We start from the raw sequence: 20,829 nt of genomic DNA on the forward strand, positions 1-20,829 counted from the left end.
CTCACTCCTTGCCCGAACCGCGCACGGCGGCAAGGCTGTCAGCTAGCGTTGGAACCTGCAGCGTGCCAACCGTCGCGCGCGCCTGCGACAGTTGATTCTGCACTGTGGTCACGCGCGAAGACTGCGTATCAAAGTAGCGCGCGAGCAGCGTATCAGCGCGCCCCAGATCGGCGCGGAACACGGCTTCATTGCGCGAGAGCAACGCCAGGCGCGCATTCATCAGGCGCAGCTTGAGGTTTTCGCGCAGGAACCACGCTTGGTCGGAAGACAGCAGCAGTGCCTCGGTCTGATCGACGCGGCGCACCTGTACGATCTGGCCGAGTTCGCCGCGCACGTCGTTCCACAGGCGGCCCCACCAAGCGCGCACGCCTGCCGACCATCCGGCGTTTGGCGGCGTCGAGGCAACGGGCGCCGACGCAGCGTGCGCCTTGGCATTCTTCGAGGGTTTCGCCACAGTATGCGGCGCCTGCGCAGCCTGTTCCGCCTCCAGCGGCTGGGCCGACGAGACGAGCGGCAGCGTATCGACCGCGTTGATGGCGTCATCCAATCGCAGCGCAGCACCGGCCAGATCAAACGACGGCATCGCCTTGAGCTTGGCCATGTCGCGCGATACCGCCCGACGCACGGCGTTGAACTGCGGCTTGTCGAGCGTGGCCAGGCGCGCGTCGATCGTTTGCAGCGCAGCCAATGCACCCGCGACGTTGCCGGTCAGTTGCAGTTGTTCAGCGGTCACTTCCAGCGAACGCTGGATCTCGGCGCGCTGCCAGTCATCGCGGTTGCGCAGGAGGTCTTGATTGGCCTGCTCCAGCGCGGCCTGGCGATCGCGCGTTTCAGCGGTGCGGGCATCCAGCGCGCCAAACTTCTGCTGCAGCTGGGAAACCGAATCCTGATCGGCCCGCGAGAGCACGCGCATCTCCTGCGCCAGCGCCTCGTTCGTTTGGGCGCGCTGACGGATCTCGCGTGCAAGGCGTTCGTTGCGCACCTGTAGCGCGGCCACTGCCGCCACGACCGCGACCAGCGCCACCCAGATGATCCAACCGCCACGGCGCGGCGCATGGTTGACCGTCATGGTGGGCGCAAACGCAGCCGGCGGAGCAGCAGGCGCAGGACTCGGCTTGACGGCTGCGGGCGCTGGCGTTGAAGCGGGAGCGGGAGCGGGAGCGGACGAGGGAACGGGAGTCTGCGTCACAGTGGAAGAAGAAGTAGACGGGTTTGAATCATCCGGCACCGTTGCTGGGGCATGCTCGGGAGCCCATATCGGCCCGGCCCAGGCGAGCACGCTGGCGAGGAGCCGGTCGTCGCCGGCGCCCGTCAGCGTCACATCGCGGAAACCCAGCGATTCGGCCTGTTCGACGATGCGGGCGTGCGAAGCAAAGCATGGCGCGCCGTGCAGCGTATCGAGATCAGCGGGCGACAGATTGGCGCGGGCCAGCTCATCAAGATTGCGGACGGCCTCGGAGCTGGTGAGCGTCCAGGCGTGGCGGGACGAAAGCACGGCACGCAACGCAAGCCACGCAGCGGCATCGGGCACCGGTACGCTGCGGCGATAGGCTTCCGCCGTACGGACCGATGCACCGGCTTCGCGCAGCTGATCGGCCAGCCACTCACGGCCACCGTTGCCGCGCACGATCAGCACTTCACGGCCGCTCAGCGAGGGCACATCCAGCCGCGCGTAGAGCGCCTCGGAATCCTGGCGGGCGTCGTCGGCATGCGTGTCGGGCTTGATCACACGGTGCGCGGGCGGCGCGACCCCGTGCGTGGCAAGCGCCTGTGCGCTCGCGGGCCCCACTACTGCCACCGGTACTTCCTGCGGCCAGCGAAAGCCTTCCGGCATGGCGGAAAATGCCTGCTGCACGGCGTTGGGGCTGACGAACACGACCAGCGCATAGCGCGACGGATCGCCCAGCGCGGCACGCAAGTCGTCGAGATTGGGCGTCGGCGCAATGTCGAGCAGCGGAAACTGGTGCGTGCGCAGGCCGTGGCGCTCAAGCGCCGCCACCAGCATGGGCGCCTGTGCGCGCGGACGCGTGACCACCACCACGGGCGGGGTTGCCGATTGAACAGGCGGCGTGCTGGAAGCGGGCGACGATGGTGACAAGCGCGGTGGCAAGTGGTCGTCCATGGCGAGCCGTGGGATTCAGGTAGCGGGTGGGGCGTCGGCGCCCAGCATGGCAAGGATGTCGCGTGCGCCGCCGGCCAGCATCTGCTGGGCGACGCGCACGCCCAGTGCGTCGGCTTCGGCCAGCGTAGATGGCGTGGCTTCGCCATCCGCGGCGAGTTTGCGGGTGCCGTCCTGCGAAGCAACAAAGGCGCGCAGGCGCAGCGTGCCGCCGTCCGACCACTGCGCGAACGAGGCGAGTGGCACCTGGCACGAACCGCCGAGAATGCGCGAAACAGCGCGTTCAGCCGTCACGGCCAGTGCAGTGGGCTCATCGTGCAGGGGCGCGAGGCAGGCTCGCACGTCTGCGCGATCGGCGCGAATTTCGATGCCGAGCGCACCTTGCCCGGCTGCCGGTAGCGATTCTTCCGGCGCGATGGTCGAGCGAATGCGATCGACCAACCCCAGCCGCTTGAGCCCCGCAGCGGCCAGGATGATGGCAGCGTAGTCGCCGCGATCGAGCTTGCCGAGGCGCGTATCGAGGTTGCCCCGCAGCGGCTGGATCACCAGATGCGGAAACCGAGCCCTCAACGAGGCCTCGCGGCGCAGGCTCGACGTGCCCACCACGGCGCCGGCAGGCAGCGAGGCCAGATCAGCGTAGTCGTTGGAAATAAAGGCGTCGCGCGGGTCTTCGCGTTCGAGGATGGCCGACAGCGCAAAGCCTTCCGGCAATTCCATCGGCACATCCTTGAGCGAATGTACGGCGAGATCTGCGCGCCCCTCGGCCAGCGCGACTTCCAGTTCCTTCACGAACAAACCCTTGCCCCCCACCTTCGCGAGGGAGCGGTCGAGAATCTGGTCGCCGCGCGTGGTCATTCCAAGGATGGACACGTCGCACGCGGGATAGTATTTTTGCAATGCAGCACGCACGTGTTCGGCTTGCCAGAGGGCTAGCCGGCTCTCGCGCGAGGCAATGACCAGCTTGGTCGGCGCCTGGGCTGCAGGAGTCGTTGCAAGCTGGGATTGACGGGAAGTCGGGCGGGCGTTGGAAGACATGCGGCAATGGTAGCACGCAGCATTTTCGCGACAGTCCGGCTATCACGTTGAAGTGATACAGAAACGAGGGCCGTTCAGGCACCTTCGAGCACCCAACCTAGGAGACACCATGACGCAGCCCGCCGCGCGCCGCGCTTCCTCGCGCGCGACCACCGCCCGCAAGGCTTCCGCCGCCCCCGCCAAGACCAGCAAGGCCACGAAGGCCATCAAGGCTGCCAAGCCCGCCGCCAAACCGGTGGCCAAGGCCAATGGCGCGGACGAAGCCAATGGCGCATCACTCGGCCCCACTTCCCGGCGCTCGTCGGGCAGCGCCGCGGCCAAGGATCAGCCGCTGAAGGAAGACATCCGCTTTCTGGGCCGCCTGCTGGGCGACGTGCTGCGTGAACAGGAAGGTGGCGCCGCCTTCGAAACCGTCGAGACGATCCGCCAGACCGCCGTGCGTTTCCGCCGCGACGGCGACCGCCAGGCCGAGCAGGAACTCGACCGCCTGCTGAAAGCCTTGTCGCGTGAGCAAACCAACTCCGTGGTGCGCGCGTTCAGCTACTTCTCTCACCTGGCCAACATTGCCGAAGACCAGCACCACAACCGCCGCCGCCGCGTGCATGCGCTGGCGGGCTCGCCACCGCAGCCGGGCAGCATGATGCGCGCGCTGCTGTCGGTGGCCGACGAGGGTGTCTCGGGTGAGACGCTGCGCCGCTTCTTCGATGCCGCGTTGATCGTGCCCGTGCTCACGGCCCACCCGACCGAGGTGCAGCGCAAGAGCATTCTCGATGCACAGCGTGAAATCGCCCGCCTGCTGGCCGAACGCGACACGCCGCTGACCACCCGCGAGCGTGAACGCAACACGACGCTGCTGCGCGCGCACGTGACCAAACTGTGGCAGACACGCATGCTGCGCACCACGCGTCTGATGGTGGCCGACGAGATCGAAAACGCGCTGTCGTACTACCAGACGACGTTCCTGCGCGAGATTCCCGCGCTGTACCGCGAACTGGAAGAGGACGTCGCTGCCGTATTCCCGCGCCGTGGCGCACGTGGCGAACCCACCCCGTTGGCGCCGTTCTTCCAGATGGGCTCGTGGATCGGCGGCGACCGCGACGGCAACCCCTTCGTCACGGCAGAAACCCTGCGCTACGCCGCCCGCAAGCAGGCCAGTGTGATCCTTGCGTGGTATCTGGAAGAGATCCACGCGCTGGGCGCCGAACTGTCGATGTCGACATCGCAGGTGGATGTGAGTGCTGAATTGCTGGCGCTGGCGGAGCAGTCGCCCGATCGATCGGAGCATCGCTCGGATGAGCCGTACCGCCGCGCGCTGATCGGCGTGTATGCGCGCCTGGCTGCGACGTGCCGCGAGCTGACCGGTGAAGACGCCGGCCGCCACGCCGTCGGCCCGGCCCCGGCTTACACGAGCGCGGAAGAGCTGCGCGCCGACATCCAGATCGTCACCGATTCGCTGGCGGCACATCACGGCGAGGCACTGGCTGATGCGCGTCTGGCCTCGCTGGCGCGTGCGATCGATGTGTTCGGCTTCCACTTGTCGTCGATCGACTTGCGGCAGGTGTCTGACGTGCATGAAGCGACCGTCGCCGAGCTGCTGAAGGTGGCGGGCGTGGAAGGCGCGTACGCCGCACTGTCCGAAGCCGACAAGCGCACGCTGCTGCTGCGCGAGCTGCAACAGCCGCGTCTGCTGACGCTGCCGTTCCATGCGTACAGCGAGCAGACTACGCAAGAGATCGACATCTTCCGCGCCGCGCGCGAGGTGCGTGCCCGCTACGGCAACCGCATCGTGCGCAACTACATCATCTCGCACACCGAGACGCTGTCGGACCTGCTCGAAGTGATGCTGCTGCAGAAGGAAGCCGGCATGTTCCGCGCGAATGCCAATGGCGCTGGCGTGGGGCTGGACGTGATGGTGATCCCGCTGTTCGAGACCATCGAAGACTTGCGCAACGCCTCGCAGATCATGGGCGATCTGCTTGCCCTGCCCGGCTTCGATGCCGTACTGGCCGCGCAGGGCAACGAGCAGGAAGTCATGCTCGGCTATTCGGATTCCAACAAGGACGGCGGCTTCCTCACCTCCAACTGGGAGCTGTACAAGGCCGAGCTGGCGCTGGTGGAGCTGTTCGAGCGCAAGGGCGTGCGCCTGCGCCTGTTCCATGGCCGCGGCGGCACGGTGGGCCGAGGCGGCGGCCCGACCTACCAGGCCATCCTGTCGCAGCCGCCGGGCACGGTGAACGGGCAGATCCGCTTGACCGAGCAGGGCGAAATCATCTCCAGCAAGTTCGCCAACCCCGAGATCGGCCGGCGCAACCTGGAAACCATCGTCGCGGCCACGCTGGAAGCGACGCTGCTGCCCACGCGCAACCGCCCGAAAGGCCTGGAGGAGTTCGAAGCCGCGATGCAGGCGCTGTCGGACAACGCCTTTGCCGCGTACCGCAACCTCGTCTACGAAACCCCGGGCTTCAAGGACTACTTCTTCGCCACCACGCCCATCACCGAGATTGCCGACCTGAACCTCGGCTCGCGCCCGGCCTCGCGCAAGCTGATGGACAAGAAGCACCGCCGCATCGAAGACCTGCGTGCGATTCCGTGGGGCTTCTCATGGGGCCAGTGCCGTCTGCTGCTGCCGGGCTGGTTCGGTTTTGGCAGCGCGGTGCAGCGCTGGCTGGACGACGCCGGCAACGCAAAGGCCCGCGCCGCGCGCCTGACCACGCTCAAGCGCATGCACAAGCAGTGGCCGTTCTTTGCGAACCTGCTGTCGAACATGGACATGGTCCTGTCCAAGGCCGATCTGAACGTGGCCTCGCGCTACGCGCAGCTCTGCGACGACCGCAAGCTGCGTAACGCGGTGTTCTCGCGCATCTCGGCGGAGTTCGCGTTGACCGAGCAGATGCTGGCAGCCATCACAGGACAGTCGGAGCGCCTGGCCGACAACCCGCTGCTGGCACGCTCCATCAAGAACCGCTTCCCGTATCTCGACCCGCTGAATCACTTGCAGGTCGAACTGCTCAAGCGCTTCCGCTCGGGCAAGGCCGGCAGCGACGATGCACGCGTGCGGCGCGGCATCCATCTGTCGATCAACGGGATTGCCGCGGGCCTTCGCAATAGCGGCTGATCAGGCAGCCAGCGCGGTGGCGGCCGGGCGACGGCTGATCCACGCCATCGCCATCGCGCCGGCGTATGACAGCGTCATCAGGCCAAACACCATCGGCGCGGCGTGCGCCAGCCCTGGCACCACCGTGACGACCGCGCCCGCCGCCGCCACGCCCAGCAAACTGCCGGTCTGCCGCGCGGCGTTGAGCAAGCCCGACGCCGTGCCGGCCAACTCGCCCGGTGCCGCGGACAAGATGGTCGACGTCATGGGCGCAATCGCCAGCGCGGTACCGCCGCCGTAAGCCACCATCGTCGCGCTCACCACCCACAGGTGCACGTGCCCCGTCAGCGCAGCCGACGTTGCCAGCAAACCCGCTGCGCCGATCAAAAGGCCGCCGAGCATCATCGCCGGCGTAGAAAAACGCGCCATCAGCTTGCCCGCGAAGATGTTGCCCGCCGACAGGCTCACCGCCGTCGCCAGCATGACGAGGCCGGTCTGCACAAGACCGCGCGCGTGCGTGCCCTGCTCAATTGCATCGTCGAAGCGTTCGACGCGCCAAAAAAAACCGCCACACCGTAACGAGCAGCCGGTGTGGCGGCCCAACAAACCTCTTAGCTGATGAACGCCACCGGCACCGGGTCTTCACCCAGCACCGAGAGCAGCACCGCCCAATGCATCGTCTCGTCGCCCAGGATGCTGGCGGCGGCCTTGGCCAGGTCGCGCGTGTAGAAACTCGGCATCACCCCCAAGTAGGCCGAGGCAGCGCCCTTCTCCAGCCCGGCGGCAAAACGCAGCACGTCGGCCTGCGTCTTCAACTGGCTGACCGGGAAGTTGTATTCCGCCACCTTCTTTTCCATGACGGGCGTGCCGCCCAGCTTGGAGACCGTGCCCGCCAGCACCGATGCATGTGCCTTGTGGTGGCCCTGGAACTTCACCGCCGTTGCCAGTACGGGCTTTTGCAACAGGCCGCTTTCCGCGCCCACCTGATAGGCGGCGATGGCCTGATACTCGAGCCCGAGCGCCACGTTCAGGATGTTGACGTCGTCTTTCACGCTGCCCGATTGCGTCTGCGCCCACGCCGGCATCGACTGCCCCAGCGACACCGCCGCCAGCGAGCCCAGCGCCATCAGCCCCGGAGCGCGCAGCAGCACGCGGCGGCGCGCATCGATGCGCGGGTTCTCCCCTTCGAACAGATCCATCTCTTTGGTCGTATCCATCGTCCGTCTCCTTGCATGTGTTGGGAAGAAGCGCGACCCATATACTGCCGAGGTGCGGATCGCAGGCGTTTATCCAGCGCCTGATCGTTTGTACGAAGGGCGTACCCAACTGGATGCAATAAAACCTCAGCGCCTTTCACGTGAATTCACCCACGACCACGGTTTCTACCTACACTTTGGGCAAAACCGTCCACAGAAAACTGCCCACGTGCTCACCTATCAGCGCACCGCCGAAGACCCCGCCGCGCAACCTGCAGACCCGCCAGCGACGTCCGCAGCAGCGCGCCCCCCGAGCGCCGACGCTGAAGAGTTGGCCGCATTGCTGCAACGCATCAGCCTGGGCGACCGCGACGCCCTGCGCACGCTGTACACGCGCTGCGCACCGAAACTGTTTGGGCTCGCGCTGCGTATCTTGGTCAGGAAGGACTGGGCCGAGGACGTTTTGCAAGAAAGTTTCGTCAACATCTGGCGCCATGCCGGCGATTACCGCCCGCATCTGGCCGCCCCCATGACGTGGATGACCACCATCGTGCGCAACCGTGCACTCGACTGCCTGCGCCGGCAGCATGCCGAGCGCGTGCAGGAATCCGTGCCCCTGGACGAGGCCTACGCCGATGTCCTGGCCGACCACGCCCCTGGCCCTGCGGATATCGCGCTCGCCGGTCAGCAGGCCCGCGCGCTGGCCGAATGCCTCAAGCGCCTCGACCCGAAGCAACGCCAAGTCGTGTCGCTCGCCTATCTGCGTGACCTGTCGCACAGCGAGCTGGCGCAAACGCTCTCGCTGCCGCTGGGTACCGTCAAATCCTGGATGCGACGCGGGCTGGACCGCCTGCGCGAATGCCTCGGAGCACCGTGATGGACCCGCGCCGCCACCCCGATCTCGTCGACAAGCTGGCCGCCGAATATGCGGTCGGCACCTTGCGCGCCGGCGCACGCCGCCGGTTCGAGCAGATCCTTCGCCACGACGACGCCGTGCGCGCCACGGTTGAACGCTGGCAACGCTATCTGGCCGACTTGCCCGCGCTCCAGCCTGCCACGGCGCCGCTGCCGGAAATCCTCTGCCGCGTGGAAGTGCAACTCGGCTGGCGCGAGCCGACGCCGGCGCGGAAGGCGCTCTGGCAACGGATTTGGCAAGGCACCGGCTTCTGGCGCGGCGCCACCGCAGTCGCGGCGGTTGTCGCGGCGGTCGCGATCGGGCTGAACCTGCGGCTGGCGCAGCAATTGCGTGATGCACCTGTCGCCAACGCCGTGGCCGTGCTGCAGGACGCGCAGGCCCAGGCGGCCGTCCTCGTCACCTGGGATGCGCGCACCGGAACGCTATCGCTCAAGCGGCTGGATGCAACGCCGCTCAATACCGAACAGGCCTTGCAGCTCTGGGCGCTGCCCCCCGGCGGGCATCCGCAGTCACTTGGGGTGATCGGGCACCAGCGCGCCGTGCGGCTGACGGTAGCGCAGCCGTTGCGGCAGGTGCCGGCGCTCGCCATCAGCGTGGAACCGCGTGGCGGCTCGCCCAATCCGCAGGGGCCGACCGGGCCGGTGGTCTTCAAGGGCGCGCTGATCGACAGCACGCTGTAGGCACCCCGGCGCGGGGGCCGGAAGGCCTGTCGGGCGATATAATCGCGGTTTCCTGAATTTGCGGCTGGCGCTTCGCCGGCCGCGCTCCTCCAGCTGTCCGCCCATGACCTCCCAACTCGCCAAGAAGGCCGAAGCGTGGTCCGCCCGCTTTAACGAGCCGGTGTCCGATCTCGTCAAGCGCTATACCGCATCGGTGTTCTTCGATAAGCGCCTCGCGCTGTTCGACATCCAGGGCTCGCTCGCGCACGCCGCCATGCTGGCCAAGCAGGGCATCATTGCCGAAGCCGATCGCGCCGCCATCGAACAGGGCATGGCGCAGATCCGCCAGGAGATCGAAGCCGGCACGTTCGAGTGGAAGCTGGACCTGGAAGACGTGCACCTGAACATCGAAGCGCGCCTGACCGCCATGGCGGGCGACGCCGGCAAGCGCCTGCACACGGGCCGCTCGCGCAACGACCAGGTCGCCACCGACATCCGCCTGTGGCTGCGCAGCGAGATCGACAACATCGTCGGTCTGCTCAAGGCCCTGCGCGGCGCGCTGCTGGACTTGGCCGAGCAGCACACCAACACCATCGTCCCGGGCTTCACACACCTGCAGGTCGCGCAGCCGGTGGTGTTCGGCCACCACCTGCTGGCCTACGTCGAGATGTTCACGCGCGACACCGAGCGCATGCTCGACGCCCGCCGCCGCGTCAACCGCCTGCCGCTGGGTGCCGCTGCACTGGCAGGCACGAGCTACCCGATCGACCGTGAATTTGTCGCACAGCAACTCGGCTTCGAAGGCGTATGCCGCAACTCGCTGGATGCCGTGTCCGACCGCGACTTCGCCATCGAATTCTGCGCTGCCGCCGCGCTCATCATGACGCACGTCTCGCGCTTCTCTGAAGAGCTGGTGCTGTGGATGAGCCCGCGTGTGGGTTTTATCGACATTGCCGACCGCTTCTGCACGGGCAGCTCGATCATGCCGCAGAAGAAGAACCCCGATGTGCCCGAACTGGCACGTGGCAAAACGGGCCGCGTCAACGGCCACCTGATTGGCCTGCTCACGCTGATGAAGGGCCAGCCGCTGGCATATAACAAAGACAATCAGGAAGACAAGGAACCACTGTTCGATACGGTGGATACGGTGGTCGACACGCTGCGCATCTTTGCCGACATGGTGCCGGGCATCACCGTCAAGGCCGACGCCATGCGCGCCGCTGCGCTGCAGGGCTACGCCACCGCCACCGATCTGGCCGACTACCTGGTCAAGCGCGGCCTGCCCTTCCGCGATGCACATGAAGCCGTGGCCCACGCCGTGCGTGCGTGCGACGACCTGCGCTGCGACCTGGCGGATCTGTCCGTCGCGCAACTGCGTGACATCTGCGGCCTGGGCGACAAGGCCAACCTGATCGGCGATGATGTGCACACTGTGCTGACGCTGGAAGGCTCGGTCGCTTCGCGCAACCACATCGGCGGAACGGCGCCGGAGCAGGTGAAGCAAGCCATTGCGTTTGCACGGGCTGCGCTGGCTGAGTAATTCGCAGCCGCTTCAAACAAAAACGCCGCGCTGATCAACTCAGCGCGGCGTTTTTGTTTGTGCGACTGAAACTCAGCGCACGCAATCGACGAAGTACTCCATCCTGCCGTCGACCTCTTCCTCGACCAGCCCGTGAATATCCGTCTCGAAGCCCGGGAACAGCTTGTTGAACTCGCGAGCGAACTGCAGGTACTGCACGATCGTTTTATTGAAGCGCTCGCCCGGGATCAGCAGCGGAATGCCCGGCGGATACGGTGTCAGCAGGATGCCGGTGATGCGGCCTTCCAGATCGTCGATCGCTACACGCTCGGTCTCGCGGTGCGCCATCTTGGCCCAAGCGTCCGACGGGATCATCGCCGGCTCCATGTCCGACAGGTACATCTCGGTCGTCACGCGGGCCACGTCGTTGGCCTGATAGACGCTGTGGATGCTGTCGCACAGTTCGCGCAGGCCGATGCGCTCGTACTGCGGATACTGGCGCACGAATTCCGGCAACACGCGCCACAGCGGCTGGTTGTTGTCGTAATCGTCCTTGAACTGCTGCAACTCCGTCACCAGCGAGTTCCAGCGGCCCTTGGTGATGCCGATCGTGAACATGATGAAGAACGAGTACAGACCCGTCTTCTCGACGATGATGCCGTGCTCGGCCAGGTAGCGCGTGACGATGGCGGCCGGGATGCCGGAATCGCTGAACTTGCCGTCCACATCCAGGCCCGGGGTGATGATGGTGGCCTTGATCGGATCGAGCAGGTTGAAGTCTTCGGCCAGGTTGCCGAAGCCGTGCCAGCGCTCGTTGGCCTTGAGCATCCACGCTTCGCGCTCTTCGATGCCTTCGTCCGACAGATCGTTCGGGCCCCAGACCTTGAACCACCAGTCGTCGCCGCGGCCGTTGCCACCATTTGTGCCCAGGTATTCGTGCTCAACCTTGCGCATGGCGCGGCGGAAGTCCAGCGCTTCGGCAATGCTCTCTTCCACCAGCGCGGTGCCGCCCGGCGCTTCCATCATCGCGGCCGCGACGTCGCACGACGCAATGATCGAGTACTGCGGGCTCGTCGACGTGTGCATCAGATACGCCTCGTTGAAGCGATACGTATCGAGCTTGCGCGTCTCGGAATCCTGCACGAGGATCTGCGAGGCCTGTGACAAGCCAGCCAGCAGCTTGTGCGTGCTCTGCGTGGCATAGACCAGCGCATCCTTGCTGCGCGGACGGCCGTGGCCGATCGCGTGCATGTTCTCGTAGAACGGGTGGAACGACGCGTGCGGCAGCCACGCTTCGTCAAAGTGCAGTGTGTCGATTTCGGTCGACAGCATGTTCTTGATCATCTCGGCGTTGTACAGCACGCCGTCGTACGTACCCTGCGTGATGGTCAGGATGCGCGGCTTCTTGTTCTTGGCCTTGCTGGCAAACGGATGGTCGGCGATCTTCCTGGCGATCGTTTCCGGCTCGAACTCGCTCTTCGGGATCGGGCCGATGATGCCGAAGTGGTTGCGCGTCGGCATCAGGAACACGGGGATCGCGCCCGTCATCATGATCGCGTGCAGATTCGACTTGTGGCAGTTGCGGTCCACCACCACGATGTCACCGGGCGCCACGTTGGCGTGCCACACCATCTTGTTCGACGTCGACGTGCCGTTGGTCACGAAGAACATGTGGTCCGAACCGAAGATGCGCGCAGCGTTGCGCTCAGACGCGGCCACGGGACCCGTGTGATCCAGCAGTTGGCCCAGTTCTTCCACGGCGTTGCAGACGTCGGCGCGCAGCATGTTCTCGCCAAAGAACTGATGGAACACCTGCCCCACCGGGCTCTTCAGGAACGCCACGCCGCCCGAGTGCCCCGGGCAATGCCACGAATACGAGCTGTCCTGCGCGTAGTCGATCAGCGCCTTGAAGAACGGCGGCGGCAGCGAATCCAGGTAATTGCGCGCTTCACGAATGATGTGTCGGGCCACGAACTCGGGCGTGTCCTCGAACATGTGGATGAAGCCGTGCAGCTCGCGCAGCACGTCGTTCGGCAGATGGCGCGAGGTGCGCGTTTCGCCGTACAGGAAGATGGGGATGTCGGCGTTGCGGCGACGCACTTCTGCCACGAAGGCGCGCAGGTTTTCGACGGCTTCCGGTTCCGGCTTGTCGTTGTCCGGATTGATGAACTCGTCGTCGTCGATCGAGACGATGAAGGTGGACGCGCGGCTGGACTGTTGCGCGAACGAGGTCAAGTCACCATAGCTGGTGAGGCCGGTCACCTCCATCCCTTCCTGCTCGATGGCCTGGGCCAGCGCGCGAATGCCCGACCCGGAGATGTTCTCGGAGCGGAAGTCCTCGTCAATGATGATGACGGGAAAGCGGAATTTCATCGTGGTTCCTTATGGATGCAGCTAAAGGCACCGCTCCGGATACGCCTGAACGCGCGGAAACGGACTACAAAAACTAGGTCTTGGGCAGCGTCACACCGTGCTGGCCCTGGTACTTGCCACCACGATCCTTGTACGAGGTTTCGCATTCCTCGTCGCTCTCGAAGAACAGCACCTGCGCGCAGCCTTCCCCAGCGTAGATCTTGGCGGGCAGCGGCGTGGTGTTGGAGAACTCGAGCGTCACGTACCCTTCCCATTCAGGCTCGAACGGCGTGACGTTGACGATGATCCCGCAGCGCGCGTACGTGCTCTTGCCCAGACACACGGTCAGCACCGTGCGCGGGATGCGGAAATACTCCATCGTGCGGGCCAGCGCGAACGAGTTCGGCGGGATGATGCACACATCGCCCTTGAAGTCGACAAACGACTTCTCGTCGAAGTTCTTCGGATCGACGATGGTGCTGTTGATGTTGGTGAAGATCTTGAATTCGTCGGCGCAGCGGATGTCGTAGCCGTAGCTCGACGTGCCGTAGGAAACGATGCGGCGCCCATCGGATTCGCGCACCTGATCGGGCTCGAACGGCTCGATCATGCCGTGCTGCTCTGCCATGCGGCGGATCCACTTGTCGGATTTGATGCTCATGGAGCGTCCAGATACCTTGGATGAACAAATGGGGGCAGCCTTCGCGGTGCGAAAACTGTCCCCATTTGGTCACGCCAGCGGCCGGGCCCGCGCCTGGGGCCGGTTTGGAACGCGGATTGTACTCCCAAACCTGTGACGGAAAACCCCGTGGCGGCCGATGGCTTGCGCTGGCCTTATCCGGGCAAACGCGAGCGGATCAGCGGCCGGATTCCGCCGCCTGAAGCAGTTCCCCGCGCGGCCCGACCATGCCGGCCACTCCCGGCTCGGCCACAAAACGGTCCCGCCCCGTGTAGAGCAGAAAGTGCCGCCCCGTGCACCGCGCAAACAGCGTCAGGTTGACCCGCTGCGCCATCTGGTGGCCCATCTGCGTGACACCTGAGCGCGACAACAGGAACGGAATGCCCATCTGCGCGCCCTTGATGACCATCTCGGAGGTCAGGCGGCCGGTGGTGTAGAAGATCTTGTCGCCGCCCTCCATGCCCTCAAGCCACATGCGGCCGGCGATGGCATCCACGGCATTGTGGCGGCCCACGTCTTCAATGAAGTGCAGCAGCTGGCCGTGCGCATCGAACAGCGCGCAGCCATGCACGGAGCCCGCCTGCTTGTAGATCGACTGCTGCAGGCGGATGGCGTCCACCACGCGGTACAGCGTGGTCTGCGTCATGCGCGCGTCGGGCGGCAGATGGATGGCGTCGATCTCGTCCATCAGCGAGCCAAACACGGTGCCTTGCCCGCAGCCGGTGGTCACGGTGCGGCGGGCGGTCTTCTCGTCCAGGTCGGCGATGCCGGCGCGCGTGGACACGGCAGCCGATTCGGTTTCCCAATCGACCTGGATGGAGGCGATGTCTTCGATGCTGCTGACCAGGCGCTGGTTACGCAGATAGCCGAGTACGAGCGCTTCGGGCGCGCCGCCCAGCGTCATCAGCGTGACGAGTTCGCGCTTGTCGAGATAGACCGTGAGCGGGCGTTCACCAGGGATGTAGACATGGCGTGCGCGGCCCAGCTCGTCGAGCACTTCAACCTCGTCGAGCAGTGGAACAGAAGCGTTGGTCAGTTCGGGGCGCAGCGGCATCGATGTCTTCGTTCAAATAAAAATGCGCACGGCGAGCGTGCGCATGCTGCGGTTGGTACCTGCCCGAGAGCAGGTACCGCGTGCGGGCGATCAGTTCGCCACGATCACGCCGCAGGCGATGCGCCCGCCGGAATTGCCGGTGGGCTGGGTCGTGTAGTCGTCCTTGCCTGCGTGGACGATCAGCGCGTGGCCGACCAGGCTGGTGGGCCCAGGCGACAGCGTCACGCCGGAAAGAACGATCGAGCCGACAGCCTTGCCGTTGGCATCGGATTGCAGCATCGGAATGTCGCCGGCGTGGTGCGCACCTTGACGCGGATCACCGTGTTGCTGGCCGGTCGGGTTGAAGTGACCGCCGGCGCTATTGCCATCCGCCGACGAGCAATCGCCCTTCTCATGCACGTGGAAACCGAACATGCCGTTGGCCGGCAGGCCGGAAATATCCACGGCGATGGCAACCCGATTGTCGCCTTGCTGCGCGAGCTTCACGCTGCCTTGCACGGTGCTGCCGCTCTTGGGTGCCAGCACGGCCGAGGCCGTCATGGCGCCGTCACCGGCATTAGCCGCCTTGGCCGTCGACGCTGAGTTCGATGCGCAGCCGGCCATCAGGCCGATCGCGGCGAGTGCAATCGCGAGTTGCTTCATGTGTCACCTCCAGTCAGGGTTCACTCGGGGAGCGGACGATTGTACTGCCGGATGATGAACACGCAACATTGGAACCAACGGTTCACCCTTTGGCCGCCGGTGCCGGTGCCGATGCTGCGGGCACAGGCGCGACAAACGGCCCCGGATCCACGCACGGCGCGCCCGGTTGCGTATGCGCAGCCTTGCCGCCGGCCTGGTACGACGCCGCCGCCTTGTCCTGGGCCTTGCACGTCTGGAACGCGGCCACCTTGTCACCCCAGGCTGCCTTGGCCTTCGCCAGATCCGCCTGTGCCTTCTGTTCTTCCGTCGGTGCCGGCAGCTTGGCGCCGGCCAGTCCGCTTGTCAGGACCAGCATGGCGGCAGCAAGTGCCATACCTGCGGCGCGAGTCAGCGTGGAAGCATGCATGGTGAGGATCCTCGAATGAGTGGCAGGCGATGGCGTCATGACTTGGCGGGCTGCTCGCTCGGCGCCGGCGGCGCGGGCGGCTGGGACCGCTGCGCGGGAATCTTGCCGGCCTTGACGTCGTCGTACCAAAGTTCGTGGTGCTCCTTCGCCCAGGCCTCGTCGACATAACCGTCACGCATGGCGCGGTAAGCGCCTTCCATGCCGATCGTGCCCATGTAGATGTGGCCCAGCGACATGCTCATCATGCCCACCGCCGCGATCGCGTGAATGACCTCGGCCAGTTGCATCGTGCTGCGGTAGTAATCCACGCCCGGGACGATGCGATCGAGCGTCCAGCCCGAAGCCGACAGGATCAGCCCAAACACGACGAGCCCGCCCCAGAACCAGAGTTTCTCGCCCGCATTGAAGCGGTGCGACGGCACTTCGGCGCCGTGCTCTCCGGCAAACATGCCCCCCAGGCTCAGCAGCCATTTCACGTCGCCCTGGCGCGGCAGGTTGTCCCGCACCCAAATCACGAAGGCCACGATGATGCTGACCGTGAAGAGCGGGCCCACCAGGTTGTGCAGGTTTTTCAGCAAATACGTCAGCCAGCCGAACAACTGATGACCGAGGATCGGCAACAGGAAATGCTTGCCCCACAGCATGACGATGCCCGACACGCCGAGCGTGACGAAGGAGATCGCCATCGTCCAGTGCACGTAGCGCTCGGTGGGCGTGAAGCGCTCGATCTTGCGGCCCGTAGGCGCTTCTTTTAGCGGGATCATGCCGCGCCAAAGGAAGAAGGCCAGGATGGCCGACGGCACCAGCACCATGAGCCAACCGCCCCACACGGTGATCACGCCATTGCGGAACAGCCGCCATTTCTGCCCGGTGCGCTGGATCAGCACGCCGGCTTCCAGCCCGGGAATGCTGGCGTAGTGCGCCTGATCGGAGTTCACCTCGCGCCAGACGGGCGCGTTGTTGCCCGGTTGCGTCGCGCGCCGTGCGGCCTGGTCCTGCGCCTCTTTGGCGAGATCGCGCTTCTGCAGATCAAACACGTTCTCCGAGACGATGTTGGAGAACGGCTGGGCCGTTTGTACGGCCGGATTGACCGGGGCATGGTTGGCTGCCGGCGCACTGGCCGGCTGCTGCGCGCTCGCCCACGCCGCCGCGCCGCCGAGCAGCACGGCCATCACAAGATGTTTCCAGGAAGTGCCCATGGACGAACCTCCGCTTGCGCGCGTCATGGCGTCTTGTTGTACTCGTTCTGGTATTGGCCGCGCGCGCGGATCTGGTTCTCCCAGCTCGTGCGGTCGCCGGGTGTCCAGTTCTTGGCCATGAACGGATCGCCCTCCGCGCCCTTGTAGGCAGGCGCGTCGTCCTTGCGGTGCGAGGCGAATGCCGTTTGCGGGCGTTCACCGCAGGCACCGAGCAACAGCACAGCACCAAGGGCGATCACCAGGCTGGTCGATCGTGCGGGGGCGCTCATGATTGCGCTCCCGACGCCGAAGCCGGCTTGGCCGGTGCGGCCGGAGTTGCCGGTGCCGCCTGACCGCCCTTGCCCTGCGCGCCGCCATAGGCCGTGCCCCACCCGAACAACTCCGCGCCCTTCCCGCGCTTCATGACCCGGTTACGCAGGATGTCGGAAATCACATCGCCGTCGCCGCCGAGCAGCGCCTTCGTCGAGCACATTTCCGCGCACAGCGGAAGCTTCCCTTCGGCCAGGCGGTTGCGGCCGTACTTTTCGAATTCTTCCTCGCTGCCGTTCTTCTCGGGGCCGCCCGCGCAGAACGTGCACTTGTCCATCTTGCCGCGCACGCCAAACGTGCCCTGGCTCGGGAACTGCGGCGCGCCGAACGGGCACGCATACGAGCAGTAGCCGCAGCCGATGCAGACGTCCTTGTCGTGCAGCACCACGCCGTCTTCGGTGCGGTAGAAGCAGTCGACCGGGCAGACCGCCATGCACGGCGCATCGGAGCAATGCATGCACGCCACCGAGATGGATTTCTCCGCGCCGATCATGCCGTCGTTGATCGTCACCACGCGGCGACGGTTCACGCCCCAGGGCACCTCGTGTTCGTTCTTGCAGGCCGTGGCGCAGGCGTTGCATTCGATGCAGCGCTCGCTGTCACAGATGAATTTCATACGTGCCATGTTGATCTCCCCGTCCTTATGCGAACCGCTCGATCTGGCAGACCGTCGTTTTCGTTTCCTGCATCATCGTCACCGAGTCGTAGCCGTAGGTCGTGGCCGTGTTGACGGCCTCGCCGCGCACGATCGGGTGGGCGCCCTCCGGGTAGTAATCGAGCAGATCCTTGCCCTGCCACCAGCCCGAGAAGTGGAACGGGATGAAGGCGTGGTCTATACCCACACGCTCCGTCACCAGCGCACGCACCTTGATCTGGGCGCCGGTGGGCGTCTTGACCCAGACGAAATCGTTGTGGCGAATGCCCCGGTCAGATGCAGCCTTGGGGTTGATCTCGACAAAGTTCTCTTGCTGCAGCTCGGCAAGCCAAGGGTTGGAGCGCGTCTCTTCGCCGCCGCCCTCGTACTCCACCAGCCGGCCGGAGGTCAGGATGATTGGGAATTTCTCGTAGACCTTGTTCTCGATATTGCGCTGCTGCACCGTCTTGTACAGCGTCGGCAGGCGCCAGAAGACCTTCTTGTCGTCGTGCGTGGGGTACTTGGCGACCATGTCGGGCCGCGTGGAATACAGCGGCTCGCGGTGCTGCGGAATGCCATCGGGGAAGTTCCACACGATCGCGCGCGCCTTGGCGTTGCCGAACGGGTGGCAGCCGTGCTTCATCGCCACGCGCTGGATGCCGCCGGACACGTCGGTCTTCCAGTTCTTGCCTTCGGCGGCCTTCTTCTCGGCGTCGGTCAGGTCGTCCCACCAGCCAAGTTTTTTGAGGAACACGTGGTCGAACTCTGGGTAGCCGGTGGTCAACTCCGAGCCCAGCGAGAACGAGCCATCTTCGGCCAGCAGGTTGACGCCATCGCGCTCCACGCCAAAATTGGCGCGGAAGTTACCGCCGCCCTCCATCACATGCTTGCTGGTGTCGTACAGGTTGGGCGAGCCGGGGTGTTTGAGTTCCGGCGTCCCGTAGCAGGGCCAAGGCAGGCCGAAGTAATCGCCGGTCAGGTCGTAGCCGGTTTCGGCATCCTTGCCGCCCTTGCAGCGCAGCGTGCGCACATCAAACAGATGCATGTTGCGCATGTGGGCCTTCAGGCGTTCCGGCGATTGGCCGGTGTAGCCGATCGTCCAGTTGCCGCGGTTGATCTCGCGCAGGATCGATTCGATCTCCGGCTCGCGCCATGTCATGCCGGCGCGCTTGTATTCCGTGATCTTGTAGTTCTTCGACAGCTCCTTGCCGAAGCCCAGGCGATCGGCAAACGCCTGCATGATCACGTGGTCGGGCTGCGATTCGAACAGCGGCTCGATGACCTTCTCGCGCCATTGCAGCGATCGATTCGATGCGGTGCACGAGCCCGACGTTTCGAACTGCGTGGCGGCGGGCAGCAGATAGACAGCGCGGTTCGGATTGGGCGGCGTACCATCGGCGGCGGGCATGTTGGCCATGGCCGCCGTGGCCGACGGGTATGGGTCCACCACCACCAGCAGGTCAAGCTTGTCGAGCGCGCGCTTCATGTCCATCCCGCGCGTTTGCGAGTTCGGAGCGTGCCCCCAGTAGAAAACGGCACGAACGTTGTGGTCCTGGTCGATCAGCTCGTTCTTTTCCAGCACCGCATCGGCCCAGCGCGAGACGGTGGTGCCCGACTTCTCCATCATGGCCTGCGAGGCGAAACGGCCCTTGATCCAGTCGTAATCCACGCCCCACACGCCAGCAAAGTGCTTCCACGCGCCGGCAGCCAGGCCGTAGTACCCAGGCAACGAATCGGGGTTGGGGCCGACGTCGGTCGCACCCTGCACGTTGTCGTGGCCGCGGAAGATATTGGCGCCGCCGCCCGACTTGCCGATGTTACCCAGCGCCAGCTGCACAATGCACGACGCGCGCACGATGGCATTGCCGATGCTGTGCTGCGTCTGGCCCATGCACCACACCAGCGTGCTGGGGCGATTCATTGCCATCATCTCGGCCACCTTGTGCACCTGTGCCTCAGGCACGCCGCACACTTCCTCGACCTTGTCCGGCGTCCACTTGGCAAGCACTTCATCGCGCACCTTGTCCATGCCGTAGACGCGGTCATGGATGTACTGCTTGTCTTCCCAGCCGTTCTTGAAGATGTGATACAGCACGCCAAACAGGAACGCGATGTCGGTGCCCGACCGTATGCGCACGTACTCATCCGACTTGGCCGCCGTGCGCGTGTAGCGCGGGTCCACCACGATGACCTTGCAGCCCGTTTCCTTGGCATGCAGCAGATGCAGCATCGACACGGGGTGCGCCTCGGCCGCGTTCGAGCCGATGTACAACGCGCACTTGGCGTTCTGCATGTCGTTGTACGAGTTGGTCATCGCGCCGTAGCCCCAGGTGTTGGCCACGCCGGCCACGGTGGTGCTATGGCAGATGCGCGCCTGGTGGTCGCAGTTGTTGGTGCCGAAGAACGACACCCACTTGCGCATCAGGTACGACTGCTCGTTGCTGTGCTTGGACGAACCCACGAAGAAGAACGAATCCGGTCCGGTCTCCTGGCGGATGGTGTTCATCTTGGCGACGATCTCATTGAGCGCCTGGTCCCAGCTGATGCGCTGGTAGCGGCCGTCGACGAGCTTCATTGGCGTCTTGAGGCGGTATTCGCCGTGACCGTGCTCGCGCAGGGCAGCGCCTTTGGCGCAGTGCGCACCCAGGTTGATCGGCGAGTCGAATACCGGTTCCTGGCGCACCCACACGCCGTTCTGCACGACGGCATCCACCGAGCAGCCAACCGAGCAGTGTGAGCACACCGTGCGACGCACGACGATGTCTCCCTTTCCCTCGGCCGCCTGGGCTTCACCCACCACCGATTTCTTCACCAGCGAAAGCTGCGTTGCGGCCAGGCCTGCGCCCACGCCGATGCCAGAGCGCTTGAGGAAGGTGCGGCGGTCCATGGTCGGCAGTGCACCGGCCAGACTGCGCGCCAGACTGCCAGCAAGCGATGCGGCGCCCTGTCCGTTTGAACGTCGAGCCGGTGCGGCTTTGGTGTCCTGTACCGCCGGTTTGCGGGTCAGAAGCATGAG

General features: G+C 65.4%; 17 protein-coding genes. 4 read left to right on the plus strand and 13 right to left on the minus strand.

All coding sequences use genetic code 11. The annotated features are described in order from the left end of the window. Position 1: 1 nt before the first annotated feature. Positions 2-2,122 (minus strand): fused uroporphyrinogen-III synthase HemD/membrane protein HemX, encoded by a 2,121-nt coding sequence (gene hemDX, locus ACUXH0_RS04160; protein ID WP_024972316.1) that lies wholly within the window; start codon positions 2,120-2,122, stop codon positions 2-4. A 15-nt stretch (positions 2,123-2,137) separates the two neighbouring features. Then, on the minus strand, positions 2,138-3,154 hold the full coding sequence (hemC, locus tag ACUXH0_RS04165) for a hydroxymethylbilane synthase (RefSeq protein ID WP_009241246.1): 1,017 nt from the start codon (positions 3,152-3,154) through the stop codon (positions 2,138-2,140). Positions 3,155-3,263: 109 nt separating this feature from the next. On the opposite strand from hemC, the gene ppc reads away from it, so the two are divergent. Next, the gene (gene ppc / locus ACUXH0_RS04170; protein ID WP_004636385.1) at positions 3,264-6,269 is read left to right on the plus strand and encodes a phosphoenolpyruvate carboxylase; all 3,006 of its coding nucleotides are present in this window, start codon (positions 3,264-3,266) and stop codon (positions 6,267-6,269) included. Here the strand turns inward: ppc and ACUXH0_RS04175 are convergent, their stop codons facing one another. Both ACUXH0_RS04175 and ACUXH0_RS04180 read right to left on the minus strand, forming a co-directional pair. Continuing rightward, positions 6,270-6,749 (minus strand): MFS transporter, encoded by a 480-nt coding sequence (locus ACUXH0_RS04175; protein WP_310735949.1) that lies wholly within the window; start codon positions 6,747-6,749, stop codon positions 6,270-6,272. It abuts the gene before it with no gap. 110 nt (positions 6,750-6,859) lie between these two features. Continuing rightward, positions 6,860-7,465, minus strand: a complete 606-nt coding sequence (locus tag ACUXH0_RS04180) for a ferritin-like domain-containing protein (RefSeq protein ID WP_004636389.1) — start codon at positions 7,463-7,465, stop codon at positions 6,860-6,862. Between the two features lie 208 nt (positions 7,466-7,673). On the opposite strand from ACUXH0_RS04180, the gene ACUXH0_RS04185 reads away from it, so the two are divergent. The 3 genes from ACUXH0_RS04185 (at position 7,674) to argH (ending at position 10,559) form a co-directional block, all read left to right on the plus strand. Continuing rightward, on the plus strand, positions 7,674-8,321 hold the full coding sequence (locus ACUXH0_RS04185) for an RNA polymerase sigma factor (protein ID WP_009241248.1): 648 nt from the start codon (positions 7,674-7,676) through the stop codon (positions 8,319-8,321). Further along, positions 8,321-9,040: an anti-sigma factor gene (locus tag ACUXH0_RS04190; RefSeq protein WP_004636395.1), complete on the plus strand. Its 720-nt coding sequence runs from the start codon at positions 8,321-8,323 to the stop codon at positions 9,038-9,040. Before ACUXH0_RS04185 ends, ACUXH0_RS04190 begins: the two co-directional genes overlap by 1 nt. 103 nt (positions 9,041-9,143) lie before the next feature. Then, positions 9,144-10,559 carry an argininosuccinate lyase gene (argH, locus tag ACUXH0_RS04195; RefSeq protein ID WP_004636396.1) on the plus strand — a complete coding sequence of 472 codons (1,416 nt, stop codon included), beginning with the start codon at positions 9,144-9,146 and terminating at the stop codon, positions 10,557-10,559. 72 nt (positions 10,560-10,631) lie between these two features. Here the strand turns inward: argH and ACUXH0_RS04200 are convergent, their stop codons facing one another. The 9 genes from ACUXH0_RS04200 to ACUXH0_RS04240 all read right to left on the minus strand — a co-directional run bounded on the left by ACUXH0_RS04200 (position 10,632) and on the right by ACUXH0_RS04240 (position 20,826). Beyond that, positions 10,632-12,911 (minus strand): arginine/lysine/ornithine decarboxylase, encoded by a 2,280-nt coding sequence (locus ACUXH0_RS04200; RefSeq protein ID WP_004632157.1) that lies wholly within the window; start codon positions 12,909-12,911, stop codon positions 10,632-10,634. Positions 12,912-12,984: 73 nt separating this feature from the next. Continuing rightward, entirely contained in the window at positions 12,985-13,551 is a 567-nt protein-coding gene (gene dcd / locus ACUXH0_RS04205; RefSeq protein ID WP_009241249.1) for a dCTP deaminase, read from the minus strand. A gap of 196 nt (positions 13,552-13,747) precedes the next feature. Next, positions 13,748-14,623: a formate dehydrogenase accessory sulfurtransferase FdhD gene (locus tag ACUXH0_RS04210; protein ID WP_004632153.1), complete on the minus strand. Its 876-nt coding sequence runs from the start codon at positions 14,621-14,623 to the stop codon at positions 13,748-13,750. A 90-nt stretch (positions 14,624-14,713) separates the two neighbouring features. Then, a complete protein-coding gene (locus tag ACUXH0_RS04215) occupies positions 14,714-15,265 on the minus strand; it encodes a superoxide dismutase family protein (RefSeq protein WP_004632150.1) in 552 nt (183 codons plus the stop codon). Between the two features lie 82 nt (positions 15,266-15,347). Next, a complete protein-coding gene (locus ACUXH0_RS04220) occupies positions 15,348-15,671 on the minus strand; it encodes a hypothetical protein (RefSeq protein WP_004632149.1) in 324 nt (107 codons plus the stop codon). A gap of 35 nt (positions 15,672-15,706) precedes the next feature. Beyond that, positions 15,707-16,870, minus strand: coding sequence for a formate dehydrogenase subunit gamma (locus tag ACUXH0_RS04225; RefSeq protein WP_009241250.1), 1,164 nt, complete (start codon positions 16,868-16,870; stop codon positions 15,707-15,709). A gap of 23 nt (positions 16,871-16,893) precedes the next feature. Beyond that, complete coding sequence (locus ACUXH0_RS04230) at positions 16,894-17,139, minus strand: hypothetical protein (RefSeq protein WP_009241251.1); 246 nt, start codon at positions 17,137-17,139, stop codon at positions 16,894-16,896. Beyond that, entirely contained in the window at positions 17,136-17,804 is a 669-nt protein-coding gene (gene fdh3B, locus ACUXH0_RS04235; protein WP_009241252.1) for a formate dehydrogenase FDH3 subunit beta, read from the minus strand. Before fdh3B ends, ACUXH0_RS04230 begins: the two co-directional genes overlap by 4 nt. Positions 17,805-17,820: 16 nt before the next feature. Then, on the minus strand, positions 17,821-20,826 hold the full coding sequence (locus ACUXH0_RS04240) for a molybdopterin-dependent oxidoreductase (protein WP_009241253.1): 3,006 nt from the start codon (positions 20,824-20,826) through the stop codon (positions 17,821-17,823). Positions 20,827-20,829: the final 3 nt, after the last annotated feature.

This window comes from Ralstonia sp. 110700041-2 (assembly GCF_056280165.1).

Coding starts and splice junctions, on each gene's coding strand:
- ACUXH0_RS04240 (WP_009241253.1), bottom strand. CDS start 20,826: ATGCTTCTGACCCGCAAACCGGCGGTACAGGACACCAAAGCCGCACCG.
- hemDX (WP_024972316.1), bottom strand. CDS start 2,122: ATGGACGACCACTTGCCACCGCGCTTGTCACCATCGTCGCCCGCTTCC.
- ACUXH0_RS04180 (WP_004636389.1), bottom strand. CDS start 7,465: ATGGATACGACCAAAGAGATGGATCTGTTCGAAGGGGAGAACCCGCGC.
- fdh3B (WP_009241252.1), bottom strand. CDS start 17,804: ATGGCACGTATGAAATTCATCTGTGACAGCGAGCGCTGCATCGAATGC.
- ACUXH0_RS04230 (WP_009241251.1), bottom strand. CDS start 17,139: ATGAGCGCCCCCGCACGATCGACCAGCCTGGTGATCGCCCTTGGTGCT.
- ACUXH0_RS04215 (WP_004632150.1), bottom strand. CDS start 15,265: ATGAAGCAACTCGCGATTGCACTCGCCGCGATCGGCCTGATGGCCGGC.
- ACUXH0_RS04190 (WP_004636395.1), top strand. CDS start 8,321: ATGGACCCGCGCCGCCACCCCGATCTCGTCGACAAGCTGGCCGCCGAA.
- ppc (WP_004636385.1), top strand. CDS start 3,264: ATGACGCAGCCCGCCGCGCGCCGCGCTTCCTCGCGCGCGACCACCGCC.
- ACUXH0_RS04220 (WP_004632149.1), bottom strand. CDS start 15,671: ATGCATGCTTCCACGCTGACTCGCGCCGCAGGTATGGCACTTGCTGCC.
- ACUXH0_RS04200 (WP_004632157.1), bottom strand. CDS start 12,911: ATGAAATTCCGCTTTCCCGTCATCATCATTGACGAGGACTTCCGCTCC.
- hemC (WP_009241246.1), bottom strand. CDS start 3,154: ATGTCTTCCAACGCCCGCCCGACTTCCCGTCAATCCCAGCTTGCAACG.
- ACUXH0_RS04225 (WP_009241250.1), bottom strand. CDS start 16,870: ATGGGCACTTCCTGGAAACATCTTGTGATGGCCGTGCTGCTCGGCGGC.
- ACUXH0_RS04210 (WP_004632153.1), bottom strand. CDS start 14,623: ATGCCGCTGCGCCCCGAACTGACCAACGCTTCTGTTCCACTGCTCGAC.
- dcd (WP_009241249.1), bottom strand. CDS start 13,551: ATGAGCATCAAATCCGACAAGTGGATCCGCCGCATGGCAGAGCAGCAC.
- argH (WP_004636396.1), top strand. CDS start 9,144: ATGACCTCCCAACTCGCCAAGAAGGCCGAAGCGTGGTCCGCCCGCTTT.